The sequence below is a fragment of the Saccharibacillus endophyticus genome, assembly GCF_013185185.1.
GTDB lineage: Bacteria > Bacillota > Bacilli > Paenibacillales > Paenibacillaceae > Saccharibacillus > Saccharibacillus endophyticus.
In genome coordinates this window covers 528,012-548,161 of record NZ_JAAZWE010000001.1, presented here as the reverse complement: position 1 = coordinate 548,161, position 20,150 = coordinate 528,012, and the positions used below count along the sequence as shown (strand labels likewise).

Genomic DNA, 20,150 nt, shown 5'->3' with positions numbered 1-20,150 from the left:
GGGAAATATGTAAGCGCTATCAAAATAAAGAGATAAAGCTTAACAAATCGCGAAAAGAAGGGCTTAACAAAACGAAAAAAGCATCATTTTTTTGAACTTAAGCTGCCTTAAGCAAGCATTACGGTTCCTTATGCTCCAGCACGTGGTGGATTCTCCATTTGGAAGGAGTGACGCCGTAGCGCTTTTTGAACTGAGTCGTAAAATAGGTGCTGCTGTTGTACCCGACCTGTTCGGCAATCTCGCGAATATCCAGCTCAAGCTCTCCGATCAACAGCCGCTGGGCTTGTTCCAGACGATGCAGATTCACCAGTTCCGGGAAATTGCTGCCGGTTCCGTCCGCGATCAAGCGGCTGAGATACGCCGAACTGATCGACAGCTTTTCCGCCAGCGCGTTGAGCGACAATTCGGGATCGTTGTAATGCTCGGCGATATAACGTACCGCTTCTGCGGCGAGACTGCGCGTTTGCAGACCGTCGATCCGATCCAGCCGATCACTTGCAACGCGGCAGTGATGATCGAGCCACTCCCGCAATTCGGCGTGGTTCCCGATCCGATCGATTAGCGGATACAGATCGAGCAGATCGAGGTCCCAGTGTTCTGCCTTTTTCGCGCCGATACGACTCAGCTCCGAAGCCAGGCTGGCGAGAAAAGCAGTCGAGGCTTCCGCCCGATACTCGCAGGTCACGGACAAAAGCTGCCCGACTGCCTGATTGATCGACGCTTCGTCCCGTTTGCGCACGGCAGTCCGAATCGGTTCCATATGACTTTCCGGAATCGGCCCTGCATGAAGCGGAAGCAGACCTTCGGCGAATATGATCGATTGCTGCTTGCGGAATTTCACGTGGCGCCGACAGTCGCAAGCTTCGTCATAGCGGTCTTTCAGCTGTTCCGCGAGGCCGGTCAACCCGCTGACGCCGAGCGTATAACGAATCCCCGCTGCGTCTGCGCTATGTTCGACTTGGTTCCAGCGCTTTTGAAAATCTTCGGGATCATCCAAACATCCCGGCGTTAACTCGCTGACAATCAGCACGGCGGTATGGCGGTGCGGACGGAAGATCCGGAGATTGGCCCACTCTTCGAACGTTAGCTTAATGAGCGCCAACATCTCGTCGCAGTCTTTTTCCGCAGACAATACGCATACGCAATAAGAACCTTCCAACTCGGCCAAGCGCTGCGGCGTACCGCTCCCGTCGGCATCGCGGGGAGCGAGCAGCCAATGCAGCACGGCGCTGTCGTCGTTTTCTTTGCGCAGCTGGGCCATTCGTTCGCCGATGCTTTCCAGTTCGCGATTGACGATCCGGTAATCCCGACTCTGCGGGGAATCAGGGCTGCCCGACAGATGAACGATGCTGCCGAAGATCCGGTCGATCGGTTGATACATGCGGCGCGAGATCCAGAAAGCAATCGCGATCGCGACGAGGGTAAGAGCCAGGCACAGAAGCATCATCAGGTTCCGGGCATTGGAGATATCGCGCACGCTGTCGGTATAAGAGGTTTCGGAAACGAACCACAATCCGTCTTTTTCCGAGTGGACGTAGGTAATCAATTTCGCTTCATCATTGCCTTTGAAAACGAAAGAGTGTTCAGCCGAAGCTTCCGTTTGGATAATGCGCTGCGCCATTTCGGGGTCGATTTCCGAGATTCCGGGGCTATGCATCAACAAATTTCCGTGCTCGTCAAGAATTCGGTAATGCGTGGAATCTTCGCCCTGCTGCACGAACAGATTTTTTTGCAGTTCCGCCGGATTGATCGTGATCGCGACGCCGCCGTAATAAGCGCTGTTGGCAAAAGCCCGGTCATTATAGAAAACCGCGATCAACGGAATGTCGCTTCCGTCATTTCGCTGCGCGGTCCAAAGAAAAGGCGACTCGACAATTCGGCTCTCCTGAATTTTACGAAACAATTCTTGTTTGGAGTCCAGGCTGAGCGGAAGATTCTCGAACATGGCGACAGGTTCTTCGGTACCGAAGATATAGGCGTTTTCCAAATAAGGATTGACGATCAGCGCACCCTTGATCTGGCTTAAAGCGCTGTAAAGCTGGTCGCTCCAATCGGTGTCGCCGCTCATCATGAGCGCGTGGATATTCGGGTTCGCATAGAAATCCATCGTATAGTTTTGGGCGACGTCTTTGTAATTTCGGTACACGTTGGCCGTATTCAAAAGCACGCTTTCGTTGGCCTTGTTGACGTTCTGAATCGTTAAGCTCCGGTACCAGAAAAAGATCGCGACGGAGAGCACAAGAATGCTGCATACCGCGATCAGCGTCAAACTCAGAAAAAAAGGCGTATGCAGCTTCATTCTTTTCTTCATGGTCATCACTCCTAAGTTAAAAGCATGAAAGTATAAAAATGATCAAAATAGACATGTTTATAGCAAGAAAATTAAATGTATACGAACTATAATTGATAAGGCTTACATATGTAAACGGATTAATTTTCACTCTAAAGGAGGCATCCCTTTGAAAACGTTCCGCAATCCGATCCTGCCCGGTTTTTATCCCGATCCGTCGGCGATCCGCGTCGGCGAAGACTATTATCTGGTCACTTCGAGCTTCGAATTTTTCCCCGGCGTACCGATCTTCCACAGCAAAGACCTGGTTCATTGGCGACAGCTCGGCCATGTATTGGATCGTCCGTCGCAGTTGAACCTGGATCAAAACACGCCGTCCCGAGGCATCTGGGCGCCTACGATTCGTTACCGCGAAGGCGTGTTCTATATGATAACGACCTTCGTGGACAATGACAAGGACTGTCATAACTTCTATGTGACCGCTGCCGATCCGGCAGGAGAATGGTCGGACCCGGTCTGGCTGGAGGATGCGCCGGGGATCGATCCTTCGCTCTTTTTCGATGACGACGGGAAAGTCTACTACACGGGAAATCGCGTTCCGCCGGAAGGTCAGGATTACGCGAAGCATATGGATATCTGGCTGCAAGAGATCGACTTGAAGTCGGGCAAGCTGATCGGCGAAAAGCTCAGTATTTGGCAGGGAGCACTGAAGGTCGGCCATGCCCAGGAAGGACCGCATGTGTACAAAATCGGAGATTGGTATTACGTGCTGATCGCCGAAGGCGGCACGGGACATACCCATGCGATCACGATTGCGCGCAGCAAACAGATCACGGGTCCTTACGAAGGCAATAAAGCCAACCCGATCCTGACTCACCGCCATTTGGGCCGGGAGTTTCCGATCGTGAACGTCGGCCACGGCGAATTGATCGAGACGCAGCACGGCGACTGGTGGATGTTCTGCCTGGCTTCGCGCACGAGCGGCGGCTATTACCGCAACCTCGGACGCGAGACGTTCTTGACGCCCGTAAAGTGGGAAAACGAATGGCCGATCGTCAATCCGGGAAAAGGCATGCTGGAATTCGAGACGCCTGCACCCGACCTGCCGGAGACGATCTGGCCGCAGCCTTCTGTTCGCGACGAGTTCGATCAAAGCGACTTGTCGTTGGTTTGGAACTTCCTGCGAACGCCGCAAGGCGACTTCTGGAGTTTGAAGGATGCGCCGGGAAATCTGCGTCTGCGTTTGAAGCCGGAGAAGCTGAGCGACCTTGCCAATCCGGCATTGATCGCGCGCAGGCAGCAGCATCTTTCGTTCCGCGCGGCCGCAGACATGACGTTCGAACCCGCCGCGGCTGACGAAACGGCCGGACTGGTGTTGTTCCAAAATGCGGATAACCATTTCCGATTCGAAGTGGCTTCCGGGGAAAAAGGTTTCGCAGGCGAAACAGGGACTCTAACGCTGACGGTACGTTTGCACGGCGAAGACGAGGTATTGGCCAGCGTGCCGTGGAGCAAAACGCATACCCAGTTCAAAGTCGAAGCCCGCGGTCAGGACTACAGTTTCTTTTACCGGGAAAACGAACAGCAGACGTGGACGCCGCTGCATGCGAATGCCGACGGTCGGGTGCTCAGCACGGATACGGCAGGCGGATTCACCGGCGCTTATATCGGACTGTATGCCAGCTCGAACGGGGCGGACAGCTCCAACCACGCCGACTTTGATTGGTTCAGTTATGAAGGGTTGGAATAGAGGGGAAGGAGAGGATTGCCAAAATGAATAGGCATGTAACCCGCAGCGAGGCTGAACGCAAGCCGCAGCATCTTGATGAATGGGACGGAGCGGATCGGTTGAAGCACTCGGATCGGTCCGGCGCACATTCGGATCGCGATAAATCCGAGGGGCATGACACCGGATACCCGCTGCCCGAACTGCCGCGAATTCCGGATCGAAGCGTAACCGTGCTGGACTACGGCGCGGTCGGAGACGGATTGGACTTGTGCACGTCCGCCTTGCAAGCCGCTATCGACGACTGTGCCGCCTCGGGCGGCGGAACGGTGATCATTCCCGCCGGATTATGGCGCACCGGCCCGCTAACGCTGCGAAGCCGAATCAACCTCCGCGTAGAGAGCGGCGCGCTGGTCCAATTCGACTCTAATCCTGAATTGTATCCGTTGGTGCCTTCGCATTTCGAAGGCCGTCCGGAATGGCGCTGCCAAGCTCCTCTGGACGGTTCGGAGTTGACGGATATCGCCATTACCGGCAGCGGAATTTTCGACGGCGGCGGGGAAGGCTGGCGTCCGGTCAAGCGTTTCAAGACAACGCCGCCGCAATGGACGCAGCTGCTTCAATCCGGCGGCGTCGTGGATACGGCGAATGAAGTTTGGTGGCCCAACGCGGAAGCACGGGACGGAGAAGCGTACTGTCGGGAACTGCGCGAGCGATTATCTACGGCATCCGCGCATGTCGAGCAAGCAGGAATTTCGCACCCTGCAGCCGGCGCGCAAGATTATTTGCCTGCCCGAACCTTCTTGCGTCCGAACATGGTTAGCCTGCGCTCATGCCAACGGATTTTGCTCGAAGGGCCTACGTTTCAAAATTCCCCGGCCTGGTGTTTGCATCCGGTCGGCTGTGAAGAAGTGACCATTCGCGGGGTGCAAGTCCGTAACCCCTGGTACTCGCAAAACGGAGACGGACTGGATCTGGAATCGTGCACCCATGCGCTTGTCGAACATAGCGTATTCGATGTCGGTGACGATGCCATTTGCCTAAAATCCGGTAAGGATGAAGCAGGCCGGCGTGCGGGAATGCCGTGCCAGTCGATCACGATCCGGCATTGCAGCGTGTATCACGGGCATGGCGGCGTCGTGATCGGCAGCGAGATGTCCGGCGGCGTACGCGGGGTGCGCGTCAGCGATTGTTTGTTTAGCGGAACGGATATCGGCCTGCGGTTCAAAAGTACGCGCGGACGCGGCGGTGTCGTGGAGGATATCGAGATCGAGCGGATCGTGATGCGGGATATCGTGCACGAAGCGATTTCGTTCCATCTCTTTTATGCAGGGGTGGAAGGGTCTGAAGGCAGCGACGACGAAGTGTATCCGGTAACGGAAGAAACGCCGGTATTTCGGGATATCGCGATTCGGGACGTCGTTTGCGGAGGAGCGGCTGCAGCGCTTCTGGTGAATGGCCTTCCCGAAATGCCCCTCCGCAATCTGCGTATCGAAAAGCTTCGGGCGACCAGCGAAAAAGGGATCGTCCTGCGGCATGCCGACGGAATAGAGCTCGACAATATCGCGCTCCGGACCCGGGAACGCCCGCAGTTAACCGTACACCGCTGCCGTAACGTCAATCTGGACGGCGAAGCGATCGCGCCTGCTTCCGGTATTGCAGAGGCGTCAGTCCCGTCGCTTTCTTGAACGTCTTGTTGAAATGCGATAAATGCTCGAATCCGACGGTTGAAGCGATCTCCTGAACCCGTTCTTCCGAGTCGGCCAACCGCTGCTCGGCTTCCCGCATTCGGATATGCAAAATATATTCGCGGAAGTGAAACCCGGTTAAACGGTGGAACACGCGGCTCAAATACGAAGGACTGATAAAAAAATGAGCGGCCGTCGCTTCCAGCGTCAGCGTTTCCCGATGATGTTCGCGGATATGCGCCGCAACGTTGTTGACCAGATCGTGCAGCGGCGGCTTGGCCGATCCGTTTTGCTGAAACTGCACGCCTTCGGAACGCTGAAGCAGAATCATCAGTTCCGTGAACAAAGCGACCGCGCAGCTTTCGTAATAGTCGCGGCTTGCCAGACATTCGTCGAGGATTCGGGTAAGCAGCTGTTTGACCTCGTCTTGCTCCCGCAGCGTCAGTCGAAACATCCGGTAGCCCTGATTATGGAACCATTTGTTTTCGCCTTGTAGAGCATCCGGCAGCAGCAGAGGATCATAATTGACCAGAATCCGCTCGAACTCCGCCATCTCGGAACTTGCCGTCGCGTGAAGCTGATTCGGGCGGATCAGGATCAGCTCGCCTTTATGCACGGTGACGACGCGATCATCGACAAAGTAGACGCGTTCGCCTTCGCACAGGAAATACAATTCGATCTGGTCATGACTGTGGGAACGCGGCATGGCCGTGATCCCTTTGCGCTTCATATGTTGAATACTGAATCGTCCGTCTTCCAGAACATGCTTGGGATTGGGGCTGCTGATACCGGACATGGTTCACTTCCTTTTCTCGCACCGACCTGTTTTAACTTCATTATAGAACATACCCGCCAATCCGGGAAAGGAGTCCGCCCCTTGATGCTCATTACCGTTTCTAAGCAGTCCGATGCCGATTTCGCCACGCTTCAGTCGGCACTTGATTATATTCCGACCGGCTCTGCCGGATCGGTCACGCTGCGGATCAAACCCGGCGTATATGAGGAAAAGGTGACGGTTCGCGCCGATGCCCCGCCGATCCTGCTGCTGGGTGACGATGCCGCTTCCACGATCATCAGCTGGTCGGACAATGCGCATACGCCGGACCAGGCAGGACAGCCGCTCGGCACGTTCCGCAGCGGTACGCTCAACGTCTTGTCCGAACATTTTACCGCCGAAAACGTGACGATCCGCAATGCTTCCGGACCCGGTACGGGCCAAGCCGTTGCTGCGTTCGTCGACGCCGGCTATGCGGTATTCCGACGCGTCCGATTGCTGGGTGACCAGGACACCTTGTATGCGGGAAAAGGCAAACAATACTACGACGATTGCTATATTGAAGGCGATGTCGATTATATCTTCGGCGCGGCGACTGCGGTCTTTGACCGCTGCCGCTTGCATAACAAGCGCTCCCGCGGCTATATAACCGCAGCTTCCACGCCCGAAGACGCAAAGTTCGGCTATGTATTTCTCGATTGCAACATCACGGGCGGGGAAGGCGTCAGCGACGTCTATCTGGGACGCCCTTGGCGCTCCTTCGCGCATGTCGCGTTGATCCGGACGACGATCGACGCTTCGATTATTCCGGAAGGCTGGCACAATTGGGGACAGCCGGATCGGGAATCGACCAGCCGTTATGAAGAATTCGACAGCAGCGGACCCGGAGCGAATCCCGATGCGCGTGCCGACTGGTCTCGTCAGTTAAGTGCCGAAGAAGCGGCCGACTATCGGGTGATCGAGATTTTGGACGGCTGGCATCCGGAGGGATATTGATCGGAACCGTTCAATCGATCCGGCGAGACCCGCAATCAAAAAGGAGAACTGACGCGATGAACCCACATGAACCGAACACGTTAGAGCATTTCATACGTACGCTGAGCGAATCAGCACCCCGGCGTTCGGAATGGGAAGCGAACATCCCTTTCGATCAATGGCAAACGGAGCTGCGTCTTCGATTCCGCGAACTTTTGGGCGAATTCCCGTCCGTTCCCGCCGAATTGAACCCGACGCTGATGGAACATACGCAGTGCGACGGTTATATTCGAGAGCGCATCGAAATTACGACGTACGAAGGTCTTCGCATGCCGCTATATCTGCTCGTTCCCGACATTCCTTTGCCGAATTCGAATACGCATGACGATTCTCGGCATTCCGCGGCTTCCGATTCGCGTCCTGTCGTACTCGCGATCCACGGTCACGGTTACGGAAGCCGCGAGATCGTAGGGCTGCATCCGGACGGATCGGCGAGGGAAAGCGAGCCGGGCCTGCATAAAGATTTCGCGTTGTCTCTCGTGCGGCAAGGATTCGTCGTCGTCGCGCCCGAGCTGCTGGGTTTCGGCGATCGCCGCTTGGAAGAGGACTTGGCTTCGGCGGCCGAAGATCCGGGCAAAAATTCCTGCTTCCGCTTATCTTCGGCGCTGCTTATGGTCGGGCAAACGATGGCGGGGTACCGGATCTACGAGACGATGCGCGCGCTGGATTATGTACAGACGCGCCATGAATTCGATTCCGATCGGGCGGGGATCATGGGCATTTCGGGCGGGGGGCTTGTCGCCGGGTTTACCGCTGCTTTGGATCCGCGTATTGCTTGCACAGTCGTAAGCGGTTACACAAATACGTTTGCCGCAAGCATCCTGTCGCGCAATCACTGTCTGGACAATTATATCCCCGGTATTTTGCTTGAAGCGGAAATGCCCGATCTGCTCGGCCTGATCGCGCCGCGCGGTCTTTTTGTAGAGTCGGGTGCGAAAGATCATCTATTCGGTCTTGCAGGCGTTCGCGAAGCGCTGGATCGGCTGCACACCATTTTTCAGGCAGCAGGCCGTCCCGACGGCATTGAAGCAGACTTTTTCGAAGGCGGTCACGAGATTCACGGCGATCCGGCGTTTGCCTGGCTGAAGCAGCAGCTGATGACGACCAACAAGGAGGCACGGCAGAGATGACAACGATAAACGCGAAAAACGCGGCAGGAACCCGGCTCGTACGCAAATTCGCCGACCGGCTTTTGGCACAGTGCAACGACAAAGGCGAGCATCCATGGGTCATGGAGCGCTGGGCCTACGTCCCCGGGATGCAGCTTATGGCGATTGCGCGTGCAGGCCAGCAGCTTGAAGTACCGGAATATATCGCGTTCATGAAGCGGCATATGGATGCGTTTGTCGGGGAAGACGGACGTATTCGCACCTATCGGTTGGAAGAGTACAATCTGGATCAGATCAACCAAGGGAAAAACCTGTTCACTCTATACCGGGCGACGGGAGAAAACCATTACGCGGAAGCCGCCCATCTGCTCGCTGCCCAGCTCATCTCCCAACCTCGAACCTCGGAAGGCGGATTCTGGCATAAAAAAGTGTATCCGTTTCAGATGTGGCTCGACGGTCTGTACATGGCTTCGCCGTTTCTGGCCGAATACGGCAAAACGTTCGACCGTCCCGATCTGATCGACGAAGCGATGCACCAACTGCTGTTGATCGAACGCCGTACCCGCGATCCGCGTACCGGACTGCTTTATCACGGTTGGGACGAGTCGAAAGAACAGGAATGGGCCGATTCGTCGACGGGACTGTCTTCGCATTTTTGGAGCCGCGCGATGGGATGGTACGCGATGGCGGCCGTGGACGTGCTGGATCATGTTCCGGTCGCGCATCGTCAGCGGGGCACGCTCATCGGCATTTTCCAACGGATGATCGGCGCGCTGGTCAAGGTTCAGGATGCGGACAGCGGTCTGTGGCATCAGGTATTGGATCAGGGAGGGCGCAAAGGCAATTATTCGGAAGCTTCGGGGTCCTGCATGTTCGTGTACGCGATGGCGAAAGGGCTGCGGCTGGGCTACCTGGAAAACAATTTCGAGGAACCGATGCGGCGCGGGTATGAAGGCATTTTGCAGCATCTGATTACGGAAGACGAGCAGGGCATTCATCTGAACAGCATCTGCCACGGCGCGGGACTGAGCATCGACCGCAACGGTTCGTACGATTACTATATCTCCGAAGCCGTGGTCAGCGATACGCCGATGGGCGTCGCTCCCTTGATGTTGGCGGTGTTGGAAGCAGAAGGAGTATCCTAACAAAACGAATATAGCGATTGAAAAAACTTCGAAATGTTCCGTCTGCTCAAAAACGACAGAGAAGCGAATCGCTTTCTGTCGTTTTTTATTGTTGAGGCGCAGTTTTCCGATATCCGCTCGGCGTCGTGCCGGCAACCCGCTTGAATATCCGATGAAAATGCGCCGTCGTCTCGTAACCGCAGCTTTGAGCAATCTCCGCGACGCTGCGGTCGGTAGAGGTCAGCAGTTCTTTTGCCCGTACGATTCGCTTGGCATTGACGTATTGGGTTACGTTCATGGCGGTCAACTGCTTGAATACGCGCGAAAAATGCGGCGGAGAGATGCAGGCTCTCGCCGCGAGTGTAGACAATCCGTTGGAACGCTCGGGATGCTCGTCGATCTCGCGCAATGCTTCTTTCATCCAAAACGGAATACTTGCCGTTTCTTCGGCGCGGTCCGGCTGCTGCGCGTAAATCAGGCGGTTGATTCGCAGCAGCAGCGTACTCGCGATCAGCTTGACCGCTTCACGGCTGCCGAGCTGCTGCCGCTCAAGTTCCAGATGAATTTCTTTGAACGAAGCTTCTATTTCGGCGATCAGCGAATCAGGCAGCTCCAGGCGGTACGTTTTATGTTTGCGCGCCCGATCGAAGCAGAGCAGCGCATGATAAGCACCGTCTACGGACTCCGTATGCAGCAGGCGCGGCGCGAAAAACAACACGGACGACACGACCGGATCTTCGTCATGAGGCAGCGATCGGTGGATCGTGTTGCCGGGAATCAGAAACAAATCGCCTGCTTTTTTCTCATACCAAGCATCGTCGATAAAGAACACGCCTTGACCGCTATGCACGAAGACGATCTCATATCGGTCATGCAGATGATCCGGCAATTCGTCGATCGGCTTTTTCATCGTGCGGTAAGACAGTTCAAGCGGGAAAAGAGGATCGCCGTCGAACGGTTTACGCAAAGGCTTCACGGATCATCGCTCCTTTCCTTTTCCGACAAAATAGATTACGCTTACAAAATATCAAAAAAAGCGATAAATATGCAAGGAAAGACGATATTCAATCCTTTTTTCGTCGGATACAATAGTCGTTGAAAGGGGTGGACTGCCGTATGCGTATCGACGCTCATCAGCATTATTGGAAAATAGAACGGGGAGATTACGGATGGATCACGCCGGAGCTTCCGGTTTTGCATCGGGACTTTTTGCCGAACGACCTGGAACCTCTGCTGCATGCGCACAACTTGGACGGGAGTATCCTTGTTCAGGCGGCGCCGACTCTGGAAGAGACCGAATATATCTTGTCGCTGGCCGACCGTACGCCTTCGATTCTCGGGGTTGTGGGCTGGATCGATTTGTTCGACGGTGATCATCGCCTTCATTACGAACGATTCCGCCGCAATCCCAAATTCCGCGGATTTCGCTTAATGATTCAAGATATGCCCGACGCTTCGCGCATGTTGGAGCCGGCATTCGTCGAAGCGCTGCGGGGATACGCCGACGAACAGGTGCCGATCGATCTGCTGCTGACGGCGCCTCAGATGGAAGTGACGCTGCGTTTGTTGGAAAAGGTTCCGAATTTGCGAGGGGTCGTGGATCACCTCGCCAAGCCTCCCATTGCGCAAAGCGGTAAACACGGCGAGCCAAAGCATTTTGAAGCTTGGGCGGATCATTTGAGCGCTTTTGCCGATTACCCGGGTCTATCTTGCAAAATCTCCGGGATGGTGACCGAAGCGAATCCGTCAGGCTGGAGTGTCGACGACTTCGTTCCTTATGTGCGCCGCGTGCTGCAAACTTTCGGACCGGAAAGGGTCATGTTCGGAAGCGACTGGCCGGTATGCCTGTTGGCTGCGGAATACGATCAGGTGATGGATATATTGCTGCATGCGATTCCGGCGGAATGGACCGATCGGGAGAAGGCTTTGCTATTCGGAGAAAACGCGAACACATTTTATTTGGATAACGGAGGAATTTCATAATGCAAACGCGCAAACTGGGCAAAACCGGTCTGGACGTCTCAATCTTAAGCTTCGGCGCTTCTTCGCTCGGCGGCGTGTTCCGGGAAACGGACGACGCGGAAAGCATTCGAACGGTACATGCGGCGATCGACTGCGGCATCAACTACATCGACGTGTCGCCTTATTACGGATTGACGCGCGCGGAGGCGGTACTCGGCCAAGCGATCGCACAGGTTCCGAGAGACAAGTTCCTGTTATCGTCGAAAGCCGGGCGTTACGGAGAAGCAGAGTTCGATTTTACGGCGAAACGGATTTTCAGCAGCGTGGAGGAAAGCTTGCAGCGTCTTCAGACGGATTACTTGGATATGTTGTTTTTGCATGATATCGAATTCGTTTCGCCGGAGATCATCTTGGAGGAAGCGGTTCCGGCTCTGCATCAGTTAAAAGAGCAAGGAAAGATTCGTTTTTGCGGGATCAGCGGTCTGCCTTTGGCCTTGTTCGAGCAGATGCTGCCGCAAATGAAGTTCGATGCGATTCTGTCGTACTGCCATTATGCGCTGAACGATAACTCCCTGCTGGATTTGGTACCCTTATTGGAGGAAAAAGGGGTGGGGCTGGTGAACGCTTCGCCTCTGGCGATGGGACTGCTCAGTACGCGCGAACCTTCGTCGTGGCATCCTGCGGGAGAAGAAGTGAAAGCGTTGTGCCGCCAAGCGGCGCTTCACTGCGAGAAGGCCGGCACGGATATCGCGAAGTTGGCTATGCAGTATTCGACGAGCCATGCGCAGATTCCGACGACGCTCGTGAGTACGGCTTCGTCTGCCAATATCATTCGCAATGCAGGGTGGATCGAGGAGACGATCGACGAGACGTTATTGGAAGAAGTATTGGAGATTCTCAAGCCGATCCATAATAAGAGCTGGCCAAGCGGACTTCCGGAATATAATCAGGGTTTGAAAAAGGCGAGCGAAAGCAGGGACCTGGCATGAAAGGAATCGTGTGCGAAGAAGTAGGTCGTCTGGTGCTGCGCGAAGATTTACCGGAACCGATCAGGGAAAAGGGACATGCGATCGTGCGGATTCGGCGGATCGGAATCTGCGGAACGGATCTGCATGCGTTTCGCGGGAAGCAGCCTTTTTTCAACTATCCGAGGATTTTGGGACATGAGTTGGCAGGGGTCATTGAGCAAATCGGCGAAAATGAGCAAGGGCTGGGCGCCGGCGACACAGTGAGCGTGATCCCGTACATGCACTGCGGAAACTGCTCGGCTTGTCGAATCGGAAAAACGAACTGCTGCCAACACATGCAGGTGTTCGGCGTTCATATCGACGGCGGCATGCGGGAGCGCGTCTCGATTCCGGTGAGCCATCTGATCGGAACGAAAGGACTGACGCTCGATCAAGCCGCCATGTTGGAACCGCTTGCAATCGGTGCACACGGACTTCGCCGTTCGGGGTTGGTTAAGGGAAGCGGCGAGACGGTGTTGGTCGTGGGAGCGGGACCGATCGGGCTTGGGATTATGGCGCTGGCGCGTTATGCGGGAGCACGCGTCATTGCGATGGATATCAACGAAGAACGGTTGGCCTTTTGCCGGGAATGGGCGGGCGTGGAGCATACGATTATCGCGGGCGGCGAAGTACAGCGGCAGTTGGATGAACTCATCGACGGCGCAGGGGCTCCGATCGTGATCGATGCGACGGGCAGCGTGCAGTCGATGCAGCAGGCTTTCGGGTACGTTGCGCATGGCGGTTCTTTGGTGTACGTGGGTCTGGTTAAGGATGATATTACGTTTAATGATCCGCATTTCCATAGCCGCGAGTTGACGCTGCTGGGGAGTCGGAATGCGACGCCGGAAGACTTCGCATCGGTCCGGGAGGCGCTTGCTGGCGGGATGATCGATACCGACCGGTATATTACGCACCGGGCGGGATTTGCGGAGATGATCGGGGAGTTTGAAAGTTGGTTGAAGCCGGAGTCTGGGGTGATTAAGGCGATGGTGGAGTTGGGGGATTGAGTTTGTAGACTAGATTTGGGTTCCTTTGAAAAGGTTTAGATAGAGATTATAATGAAGTTCCTATAATCATGCAATTAATGGAATCGCTGCTGTATATCGGTTGCGGATGCTCATTGGCTAATTTATAGTTGTTATTCTGCGTTTTCATCTGCACAAATTGCTTTTTTCTTATGGTCTGTATTCTGGGGAAAGACAATGAAGAACGGCATGAAAGGAGAGCTTCATGATTCAAGTGTTGATTAACCCGAAGCTACAGAACAATGAAGTGCCTGACCTTAGAGAAGCGATCGGCTGGGTGCGGCGGGACAGTGACTTTCCTATTCTGTTCGAGCGGTGTAATTTCTGGGCGGGCGTTAAAAATGAACAGGAAAAACTCATTGCCTTTGGCTATGTAGCCGGGATGGGCTTGCAGCATGGATATATGGAAGATGTTATCGTGCATCCGGATTATCAGGGACAAGGGATGGGGAAAAAACTAGTGATCAGGTTGTTGGAAGAGGCGGAAGCGTATGGTTTGGAGATTGTGACGCTGACGTTCGAACAAAAAAACGCCGCATTTTACGAAGGCTGCGGGTTCAAGGCCGGAGCGGGCGGCGTGTGGCACAGAGGTTGAGCGGATTTGAAAAAGAAGCGGAAGAAACTGCGGATCAAAAGCTTAGGCTTGCGATCATAAAGTCTTCCGCTTCTTTTTTTATGGCCAAAACGGAGGCGAATTGCGACTCTATAGCAGGCGATGCCTTTCTTTGTACTGCTTGGGCGTGATGCCTTCTATTTTTTTGAAAATCTTGGTGAAGTAGCTTTGGTCCGTGAATTGCAGCAAAGAACTGATCTCCGATAACGAAGTCGCCGTGTACGCGATTAGGTTTTTGGCTTCGTCCACTTTGACTTTTTGGATGTACTCGCCGACCGACAGTCCGACCTCTTTTTTGAACAGAACCGACAAGTAGTTGGGGCTCAGGCGGACGGCCTTGGCGATGTCTTCGTGCGTGATTTTTTCGAATCGATTGGAATAAACGTAATTTTGGCAGGCCGTCACGGTTGTCGTATATTTCTGCTCCCGCGCTTCCGCCACCTTGCTCGCGAACGTAAAAATCGCTTCCATTTGAAGCTTATCAATCTCTTTGACGGAAGACAAATCTTCAAGCCGCTGAATGTAACGGTCGCTTAGCGAAAACGCGATCTCCGAGTAGACGCCTCCGTCGATCGCCGCTCTGGCGCAAATGGCGATCGCCACGATCCCCAAGTTTTTTTGGGAACGGATATGGCTGGATTTAGACAAAACCCCGGTCGCTTCTTCGCTCATGACGGTAAATGTTTTCAATTCATCGACGCGGCCTTCCCGAATCAGGGCAAGCAGTTGTTTTTCCAGCAGCGGATCATGATGCGGGGCTTCGAAAGATTCGGTTTTTTCGAACGTCAAGCGCGTCGCTTCCAAGTTGTCGGGAAACCGCATCAGTTGATCATTTCGCGCGCTGATTTCCTCGAAGGGCAGATAGACGCCATTGATCGAGGCATGGACCAGCAGAGCGAGATGAATGAGTTTTTCTTTCGGCAAAATCGACAGGTTCATATAGTAATGAAGGATGTGATCCCGCGTCGAAAAAGCATCGAAGTCGCTAATCAACCCGTTAATATGAGGCTCAGCCATCGTTCGGGCAAGCGCAGGACCCAGAATGACCGTTCCTTTGAATTCTTGATTCCGCATGACGCTTACCAGAATGTAAGATTCGAAAAGCACGGTCCGCCGGATGACGGGGAAGTCGTAATGCTGTACAGGATCGAAATTCAACAACGCGAACAAATTCTGCTTATCGTTGCGGTACAAAGGGTTTAACAGCCGGGATTCCACGCACTCGAATACGATTTCCCCGGTCGGAGTTACCAAAAAAGCGGATATATCGTGCAGTCCGGCCAGAGACGAGCAAAGAGTTCGACAGACTTCCAGATCGGCTTCCAATACGCTCTCATCCTTTCGATCGAATTTCTTAGCATTATAATGCCAAAAATAAAATCAGAATACCATAATTCTAAACCTCAACCGCTTAAAATAAAATCAGAAAGCGCTAACATCAAAGAAAAACAAAGAATATCGCAGAATCAGTCCATATGGCAAACCATTCGCTGCCGATAATCGGAAAGGATGAAAATGATGAAATTGACGGATGTACGAATCGAATATCTCAACAACCCGATCGGAATCGATCTGAAGAAACCGAGAATTTCGTGGAAGATCGAATCGTCGGAAAAAAACGTGCTGCAAAAGGCTTATCGAATCGAGGTGAATCTAGGAGGCCGAGCGGTGTGGGACAGCGGAATGCGCGAAAGCGATTCCTCCGTGCTGATCGCCTACGCCGGCCAAGACTTGCAGCCTTGCTCTTTGTACGACGTGCGCGTCACGGTCTGGGATAATCAAGGTCATGAAGCTTCGGCCGAAGCTTCATTCGAAACGGGATTGTCCGGCGGAACGAATTTTCAAGCGAAATGGATCACGCACGGTTTCGCGGCCGAGGAAACGGCATGTCCGGTTTTCGTTCGGGAGTTCGACGTGAAAAAAGAGATCGAAAAAGTCCGCGTGTACGCGACTTCGCTGGGCGTTTACGAAATCAAAATGAACGGGGAGAAGGTAGGAGATACCTTTTTCGCTCCGGGCTGGACCAATTACAACAAGCGGCTGCAATATCAAACGTATGCGGTAAAAGAGCTGATCCCGGGAACGAACAAGATCGAAATCACGGTCGGAAACGGTTGGTACAAAGGGATCTTCGGATTCAGCTGCACGCCTAACCATTACGGAGAGCGGGTTGCCGCGCTGGCGGAGATTCATATCGCGTACAAAGACGGTTCGAAAGAAATTATCGCGACCGACGACAGCTGGCAAGCGACGACGGGAAGCATCCGCTACAGCGAGATTTATATGGGCGAGACGTTCGATTCGACCTTCGAAACGGATGCCTCGCACGCCGCTAAGATCACGTGTTTCGATAACGGCAAGCTGGTCGCGCAAGAAAGCGAACCTGTCCGGATTACCCGGAAACTTCCGGCCCAAGCTCTTATCACTTCGCCCAAAGGCGAGCGGATCATTGACTTCGGCCAAAACCTCACCGGGTTCGTCGAATTCGAAGCGACCGGCCATGTCGGGCAAAAAATCATAATCCGCCATGCGGAAACACTGGATAAGGACGGGAACTTCTATCCCGACACGCTGAGACAAGCGATTTCCGTAGATACCTTTATCTGCAACGGACAGGTCCAAACGTTCACGCCGCATTTTACGTTCCACGGCTTCCGGTATATCGCGATCGAGGGGCTTGAAGAGATCGACACGGGCGATTTCCGCGCTTGCGCGCTGCATACGGACATGGAAGAGACAGGCTCTTTCCGAACGTCGAATCCGTTGATCAATCAACTTCAAAGCAATATTCAGTGGGGACAGCGCGGCAACTTCCTGGACATTCCGACCGATTGCCCGCAGCGGGACGAACGCTTGGGCTGGACGGGAGACGCTCAGGTTTTCGCGGGCACAGCGGCTTATAATGCCAATGTAGCGCTGTTTTTCACGAAATGGCTGCGAGATCTGGCTTCCGAACAAACGGCGGAGTACGGCGTCCCTCATGTCGTGCCCAATATTCTGGGCGATCAGGAAGGAGCCGCCGCTTGGAGCGATGCCGCTACCGTCATTCCGTGGGTCATGTATCAAACGTACGGCGATCTAAAAATATTGGAAGACCAATACGAGAGCATGACCGGCTGGGTCGATTACATTTCCGCCCGCTGCGGAAGCAGCGGATTATGGCAAACCGGTTTTCAATACGGAGACTGGCTAGCACTGGATAAAGAAGAAAGCGCGGATCGAACCGGAGCCACCGACAAGTATCTGGTCGCCAACGCTTATTATGCCTATTCGACCGATATCGTCAGACAAACGGCCCGAATTCTGAACAAGAACGAAGACGCGGCCAAGTATGACGAGTTGTATCTAAGAATTAAACAAGCCTTCAACGACGAATACATCACCAAGACAGGAAGAATGGTCAGCGAGACGCAGACCGGCTGCGTATTGGCCTTGCACTTCGATTTGGCGGATGAGAAATATAAACCTCGAATCCTAGAATCGCTGACAACCAATATCGCCAATCACAAAAACCATTTATCGACCGGATTCGTAGGCACGCCTTACCTCTGCCACGTATTGACGGAACAAGGCGAACATGAGCTGGCCGGAACGCTTCTGCTCAAAGAAGATTATCCGTCCTGGTTGTACGCAGTCAAAAAAGGCGCGACAACGATCTGGGAGAGGTGGAATTCGATTCTGCCCGACGGTAGCTTTGACGAATCGGGAATGAATTCGCTGAATCATTACGCATACGGTTCGATCGGCGATTGGATGTACGGCAAGCTGGCGGGAATCGGCCTTCTGGAGCTGGGCTACAAAAAGGTATCAATCAAGCCGCAATTCATCAAAGGCATTACCTGGGTAGAGGCTTCTTTCCGATCGGTGTACGGAGAAATCAGAAGCGTATGGTCCTGCGAAAACCGAAAAATCCGTATCGAGGTGAAGATTCCGGCCAACACGACGGCAGTTATTCATCTGCCGGAAAAAGCGGAGCCGATCGAAGTCGGTTCGGGACTGCATACGTTCGAATACGAAACGGCAACGAGCCTGGAGAAAGATCGGTATTCGATGGACTCCACGCTGCAAGAAATCATGGATCAACCGGAAGCCGTAGAACTGTTCAATCAGTATGCGCCTGACATGTTGAATCACCCTCTGATCAAGATGGCTTACGGATTTACGATCAGCGAAGTGGTAGCTAACGGAACCCAAGAATCGGCAGACTTGTTCAATATGGTGCTTGATCGGTTGAACGCGGCCGAAATAACGGTTTAGCGGAGTCCGGGAAAAGGGAAACGATTCCCTTTTCCCTTCATAACTAGGAGGAAGCCCATGAAAGCCGAAAAAAACGAGATCAATCGACTGGATCCGATCGCAAGCAAACCGAAAAAAACGCTCGGCGTCGATGCCGACGGAATTCAAAAAACGATGACCCTTAAGCATTACCTCGGCGACGGCGCTTCGATGGTCGCGGTCAATTCCATCAGCGGCTTGGCCGGGATGCTTACGTTTTTCTACACGGATAAAATCGGATTAGCGGCGGCAGCTGTGGGTACCATCATGCTGTTGACCCGGATATTGGACGCTTTTATCGATCTGATGATGGGAAAGATCGTGGATTCGACGAAATCAAAATACGGAAAAGCGCGCCCCTGGTTTTTATGGATGATCGTTCCAGCCATCGCTTCCATCATTTTATTGTTTACCGTTCCTGTAAGCGCTTCCGATTCGGTGAAGTACGTTTACGCTTTCGTGACGATCACTTTGGCAACCGGCTTCGTCTATTCCGCTATCGCGATTCCTCTCGGAAGTCTGATGGCTTTGCGTACGCGAAGCACGGAAGAACGCGGAAAAATGGGTATTACGCGGGCCGCCTTCGGATATGCCATAGGCATGGCCGTCGCCATCTTTTTGATCCCGATGTCCAACATGCTCGGCGGCGATCAGAAAGCTTGGATCATCATCGGCGTCACGCTGGGTATTCTATCAGGTCTTGCGTTATTGACCACGTTTTTGTCTTCCGAAGAAAAAGTAGACGGAGACCGACTCAAAGAAACGGCAGAAGAAGACCGAGTCACTTTTCGGGAAAGCATCAGGTTGTTGTTCAAAAATAAATATTGGGTCATCATGCTTTTTATTAATATTTTATATCAAATGTCCAACTCTATTTCTGGTTCGACAAACGTTTATTACACCAAGTATATTCTCGGAAACGAAAATTTGGTCGGTGTCATGGGAGCTGTAGGTCTTCTGCCCGTCCTTATAGGCTTCGCGCTTGTAGGCCCAATGATTAAAAAATACGGCATAACGCGTACCGCACAGATCGGTTTTCTGATCGGCATTGCATCGACAGGCATCCGCTGCTTCATGCCGTATAGCTTTTTAGGCGCTTTGATTTTCGGTTCATTTTCTACGTTTGCCATGATTCCGATGATGGCGGTCAGCGGTGTGCTGCTCGCCAATACGATCGAATACGGGGAATGGCAGTCCGGCAAGCGTATTGTCGGCATGGCGAACAGCGGCAGCAGTTTCGGACAAAAAGTCGGCATGGGGATCGGTACGGCCATGATCGGATGGATTCTGGCTTTCGGCAGCTACGACGGAACCTTGGCCGTTCAATCCGATTCCGCTATCGCGAGCATTTTGGCCTTGACCATATACCTGCCGTTTGCTTTGTTCGTTGTCAGTTATCTGCTCCTTCGCAAATACGACCTGGACAAGAAGTACCCGCAAATCGTCAAAGAATTGGAAGCTAGAAAACAGGCGAACAATTAAGACACCCATACGGCCTATCCGTTCACAAAAAGGAGATTA

Annotated in this window: 15 protein-coding genes; 11 read left to right on the top strand and 4 right to left on the bottom strand. The window is 53.5% G+C overall.

Going from position 1 to position 20,150, the window contains the following annotated elements:
- Positions 1-118 precede the first annotated feature (118 nt).
- A complete protein-coding gene (locus tag HRQ63_RS02505) occupies positions 119-2,311 on the bottom strand; it encodes a helix-turn-helix domain-containing protein (RefSeq protein ID WP_172238619.1) in 2,193 nt (730 codons plus the stop codon).
- A gap of 148 nt (positions 2,312-2,459) precedes the next feature.
- Here HRQ63_RS02505 and HRQ63_RS02500 point away from each other — a divergent pair, with 148 nt between their 5' ends.
- Positions 2,460-4,040 carry a glycoside hydrolase family 43 protein gene (locus HRQ63_RS02500; protein ID WP_172238616.1) on the top strand — a complete coding sequence of 527 codons (1,581 nt, stop codon included), beginning with the start codon at positions 2,460-2,462 and terminating at the stop codon, positions 4,038-4,040.
- Between the two features lie 23 nt (positions 4,041-4,063).
- The gene (locus HRQ63_RS02495) at positions 4,064-5,704 is read left to right on the top strand and encodes a glycoside hydrolase family 28 protein (RefSeq protein WP_172238613.1); all 1,641 of its coding nucleotides are present in this window, start codon (positions 4,064-4,066) and stop codon (positions 5,702-5,704) included.
- Here the strand turns inward: HRQ63_RS02495 and HRQ63_RS02490 are convergent.
- Positions 5,634-6,500, bottom strand: coding sequence for an AraC family transcriptional regulator (locus HRQ63_RS02490; RefSeq protein WP_172238610.1), 867 nt, complete (start codon positions 6,498-6,500; stop codon positions 5,634-5,636). The genes HRQ63_RS02495 and HRQ63_RS02490 overlap by 71 nt on opposite strands.
- 84 nt (positions 6,501-6,584) lie before the next feature.
- Between HRQ63_RS02490 and HRQ63_RS02485 the strand changes: the two genes are divergently transcribed.
- The 3 genes from HRQ63_RS02485 to HRQ63_RS02475 are packed head-to-tail and all read left to right on the top strand — an operon-like array spanning position 6,585 to position 9,768.
- On the top strand, positions 6,585-7,475 hold the full coding sequence (locus tag HRQ63_RS02485; RefSeq protein WP_172240519.1) for a pectinesterase family protein: 891 nt from the start codon (positions 6,585-6,587) through the stop codon (positions 7,473-7,475).
- Positions 7,476-7,531: 56 nt separating this feature from the next.
- Positions 7,532-8,644 (top strand): dienelactone hydrolase family protein, encoded by a 1,113-nt coding sequence (locus tag HRQ63_RS02480; protein ID WP_172238607.1) that lies wholly within the window; start codon positions 7,532-7,534, stop codon positions 8,642-8,644.
- Complete coding sequence (locus HRQ63_RS02475) at positions 8,641-9,768, top strand: glycoside hydrolase family 88/105 protein (RefSeq protein WP_172238604.1); 1,128 nt, start codon at positions 8,641-8,643, stop codon at positions 9,766-9,768. Before HRQ63_RS02480 ends, HRQ63_RS02475 begins: the two co-directional genes overlap by 4 nt.
- Positions 9,769-9,853: 85 nt before the next feature.
- On the opposite strand, the gene HRQ63_RS02470 is transcribed toward HRQ63_RS02475, so the two are convergent.
- Positions 9,854-10,723, bottom strand: a complete 870-nt coding sequence (locus tag HRQ63_RS02470) for an AraC family transcriptional regulator (protein ID WP_172238601.1) — start codon at positions 10,721-10,723, stop codon at positions 9,854-9,856.
- A gap of 140 nt (positions 10,724-10,863) precedes the next feature.
- On the opposite strand from HRQ63_RS02470, the gene HRQ63_RS02465 reads away from it, so the two are divergent.
- The 4 genes from HRQ63_RS02465 (at position 10,864) to HRQ63_RS02450 (ending at position 14,336) form a co-directional block, all read left to right on the top strand.
- Positions 10,864-11,730, top strand: a complete 867-nt coding sequence (locus HRQ63_RS02465) for an amidohydrolase family protein (RefSeq protein ID WP_172238598.1) — start codon at positions 10,864-10,866, stop codon at positions 11,728-11,730.
- A complete protein-coding gene (locus HRQ63_RS02460; RefSeq protein ID WP_172238595.1) occupies positions 11,730-12,698 on the top strand; it encodes an aldo/keto reductase in 969 nt (322 codons plus the stop codon). The genes HRQ63_RS02465 and HRQ63_RS02460 overlap by 1 nt, the downstream gene beginning before the upstream one ends.
- Positions 12,695-13,723: a zinc-binding alcohol dehydrogenase family protein gene (locus tag HRQ63_RS02455; RefSeq protein ID WP_172238592.1), complete on the top strand. Its 1,029-nt coding sequence runs from the start codon at positions 12,695-12,697 to the stop codon at positions 13,721-13,723. Before HRQ63_RS02460 ends, HRQ63_RS02455 begins: the two co-directional genes overlap by 4 nt.
- 223 nt (positions 13,724-13,946) lie before the next feature.
- Positions 13,947-14,336: a GNAT family N-acetyltransferase gene (locus HRQ63_RS02450; RefSeq protein ID WP_172238589.1), complete on the top strand. Its 390-nt coding sequence runs from the start codon at positions 13,947-13,949 to the stop codon at positions 14,334-14,336.
- 108 nt (positions 14,337-14,444) lie between these two features.
- On the opposite strand, the gene HRQ63_RS02445 is transcribed toward HRQ63_RS02450, so the two are convergent.
- Complete coding sequence (locus tag HRQ63_RS02445) at positions 14,445-15,680, bottom strand: helix-turn-helix domain-containing protein (protein ID WP_172238586.1); 1,236 nt, start codon at positions 15,678-15,680, stop codon at positions 14,445-14,447.
- Positions 15,681-15,869: 189 nt separating this feature from the next.
- Here HRQ63_RS02445 and HRQ63_RS02440 point away from each other — a divergent pair, with 189 nt between their 5' ends.
- Positions 15,870-18,611 carry a glycoside hydrolase family 78 protein gene (locus HRQ63_RS02440; protein ID WP_216673818.1) on the top strand — a complete coding sequence of 914 codons (2,742 nt, stop codon included), beginning with the start codon at positions 15,870-15,872 and terminating at the stop codon, positions 18,609-18,611.
- Positions 18,612-18,668: 57 nt separating this feature from the next.
- Entirely contained in the window at positions 18,669-20,111 is a 1,443-nt protein-coding gene (locus HRQ63_RS02435; protein ID WP_172238583.1) for an MFS transporter, read from the top strand.
- Positions 20,112-20,150: the final 39 nt, after the last annotated feature.

What these genes read in the sequence shown, in the direction of transcription:
- HRQ63_RS02460 (WP_172238595.1), top strand. Translation starts at nt 11,730, where the DNA reads ATGCAAACGCGCAAACTGGGCAAAACCGGTCTGGACGTCTCAATCTTA.
- HRQ63_RS02455 (WP_172238592.1), top strand. Translation starts at nt 12,695, where the DNA reads ATGAAAGGAATCGTGTGCGAAGAAGTAGGTCGTCTGGTGCTGCGCGAA.
- HRQ63_RS02495 (WP_172238613.1), top strand. Translation starts at nt 4,064, where the DNA reads ATGAATAGGCATGTAACCCGCAGCGAGGCTGAACGCAAGCCGCAGCAT.
- HRQ63_RS02475 (WP_172238604.1), top strand. Translation starts at nt 8,641, where the DNA reads ATGACAACGATAAACGCGAAAAACGCGGCAGGAACCCGGCTCGTACGC.
- HRQ63_RS02450 (WP_172238589.1), top strand. Translation starts at nt 13,947, where the DNA reads ATGATTCAAGTGTTGATTAACCCGAAGCTACAGAACAATGAAGTGCCT.
- HRQ63_RS02505 (WP_172238619.1), bottom strand. Translation starts at nt 2,311, where the DNA reads ATGAAGAAAAGAATGAAGCTGCATACGCCTTTTTTTCTGAGTTTGACG.
- HRQ63_RS02465 (WP_172238598.1), top strand. Translation starts at nt 10,864, where the DNA reads ATGCGTATCGACGCTCATCAGCATTATTGGAAAATAGAACGGGGAGAT.
- HRQ63_RS02485 (WP_172240519.1), top strand. Translation starts at nt 6,585, where the DNA reads ATGCTCATTACCGTTTCTAAGCAGTCCGATGCCGATTTCGCCACGCTT.
- HRQ63_RS02480 (WP_172238607.1), top strand. Translation starts at nt 7,532, where the DNA reads ATGAACCCACATGAACCGAACACGTTAGAGCATTTCATACGTACGCTG.
- HRQ63_RS02490 (WP_172238610.1), bottom strand. Translation starts at nt 6,500, where the DNA reads ATGTCCGGTATCAGCAGCCCCAATCCCAAGCATGTTCTGGAAGACGGA.
- HRQ63_RS02440 (WP_216673818.1), top strand. Translation starts at nt 15,870, where the DNA reads ATGATGAAATTGACGGATGTACGAATCGAATATCTCAACAACCCGATC.
- HRQ63_RS02435 (WP_172238583.1), top strand. Translation starts at nt 18,669, where the DNA reads ATGAAAGCCGAAAAAAACGAGATCAATCGACTGGATCCGATCGCAAGC.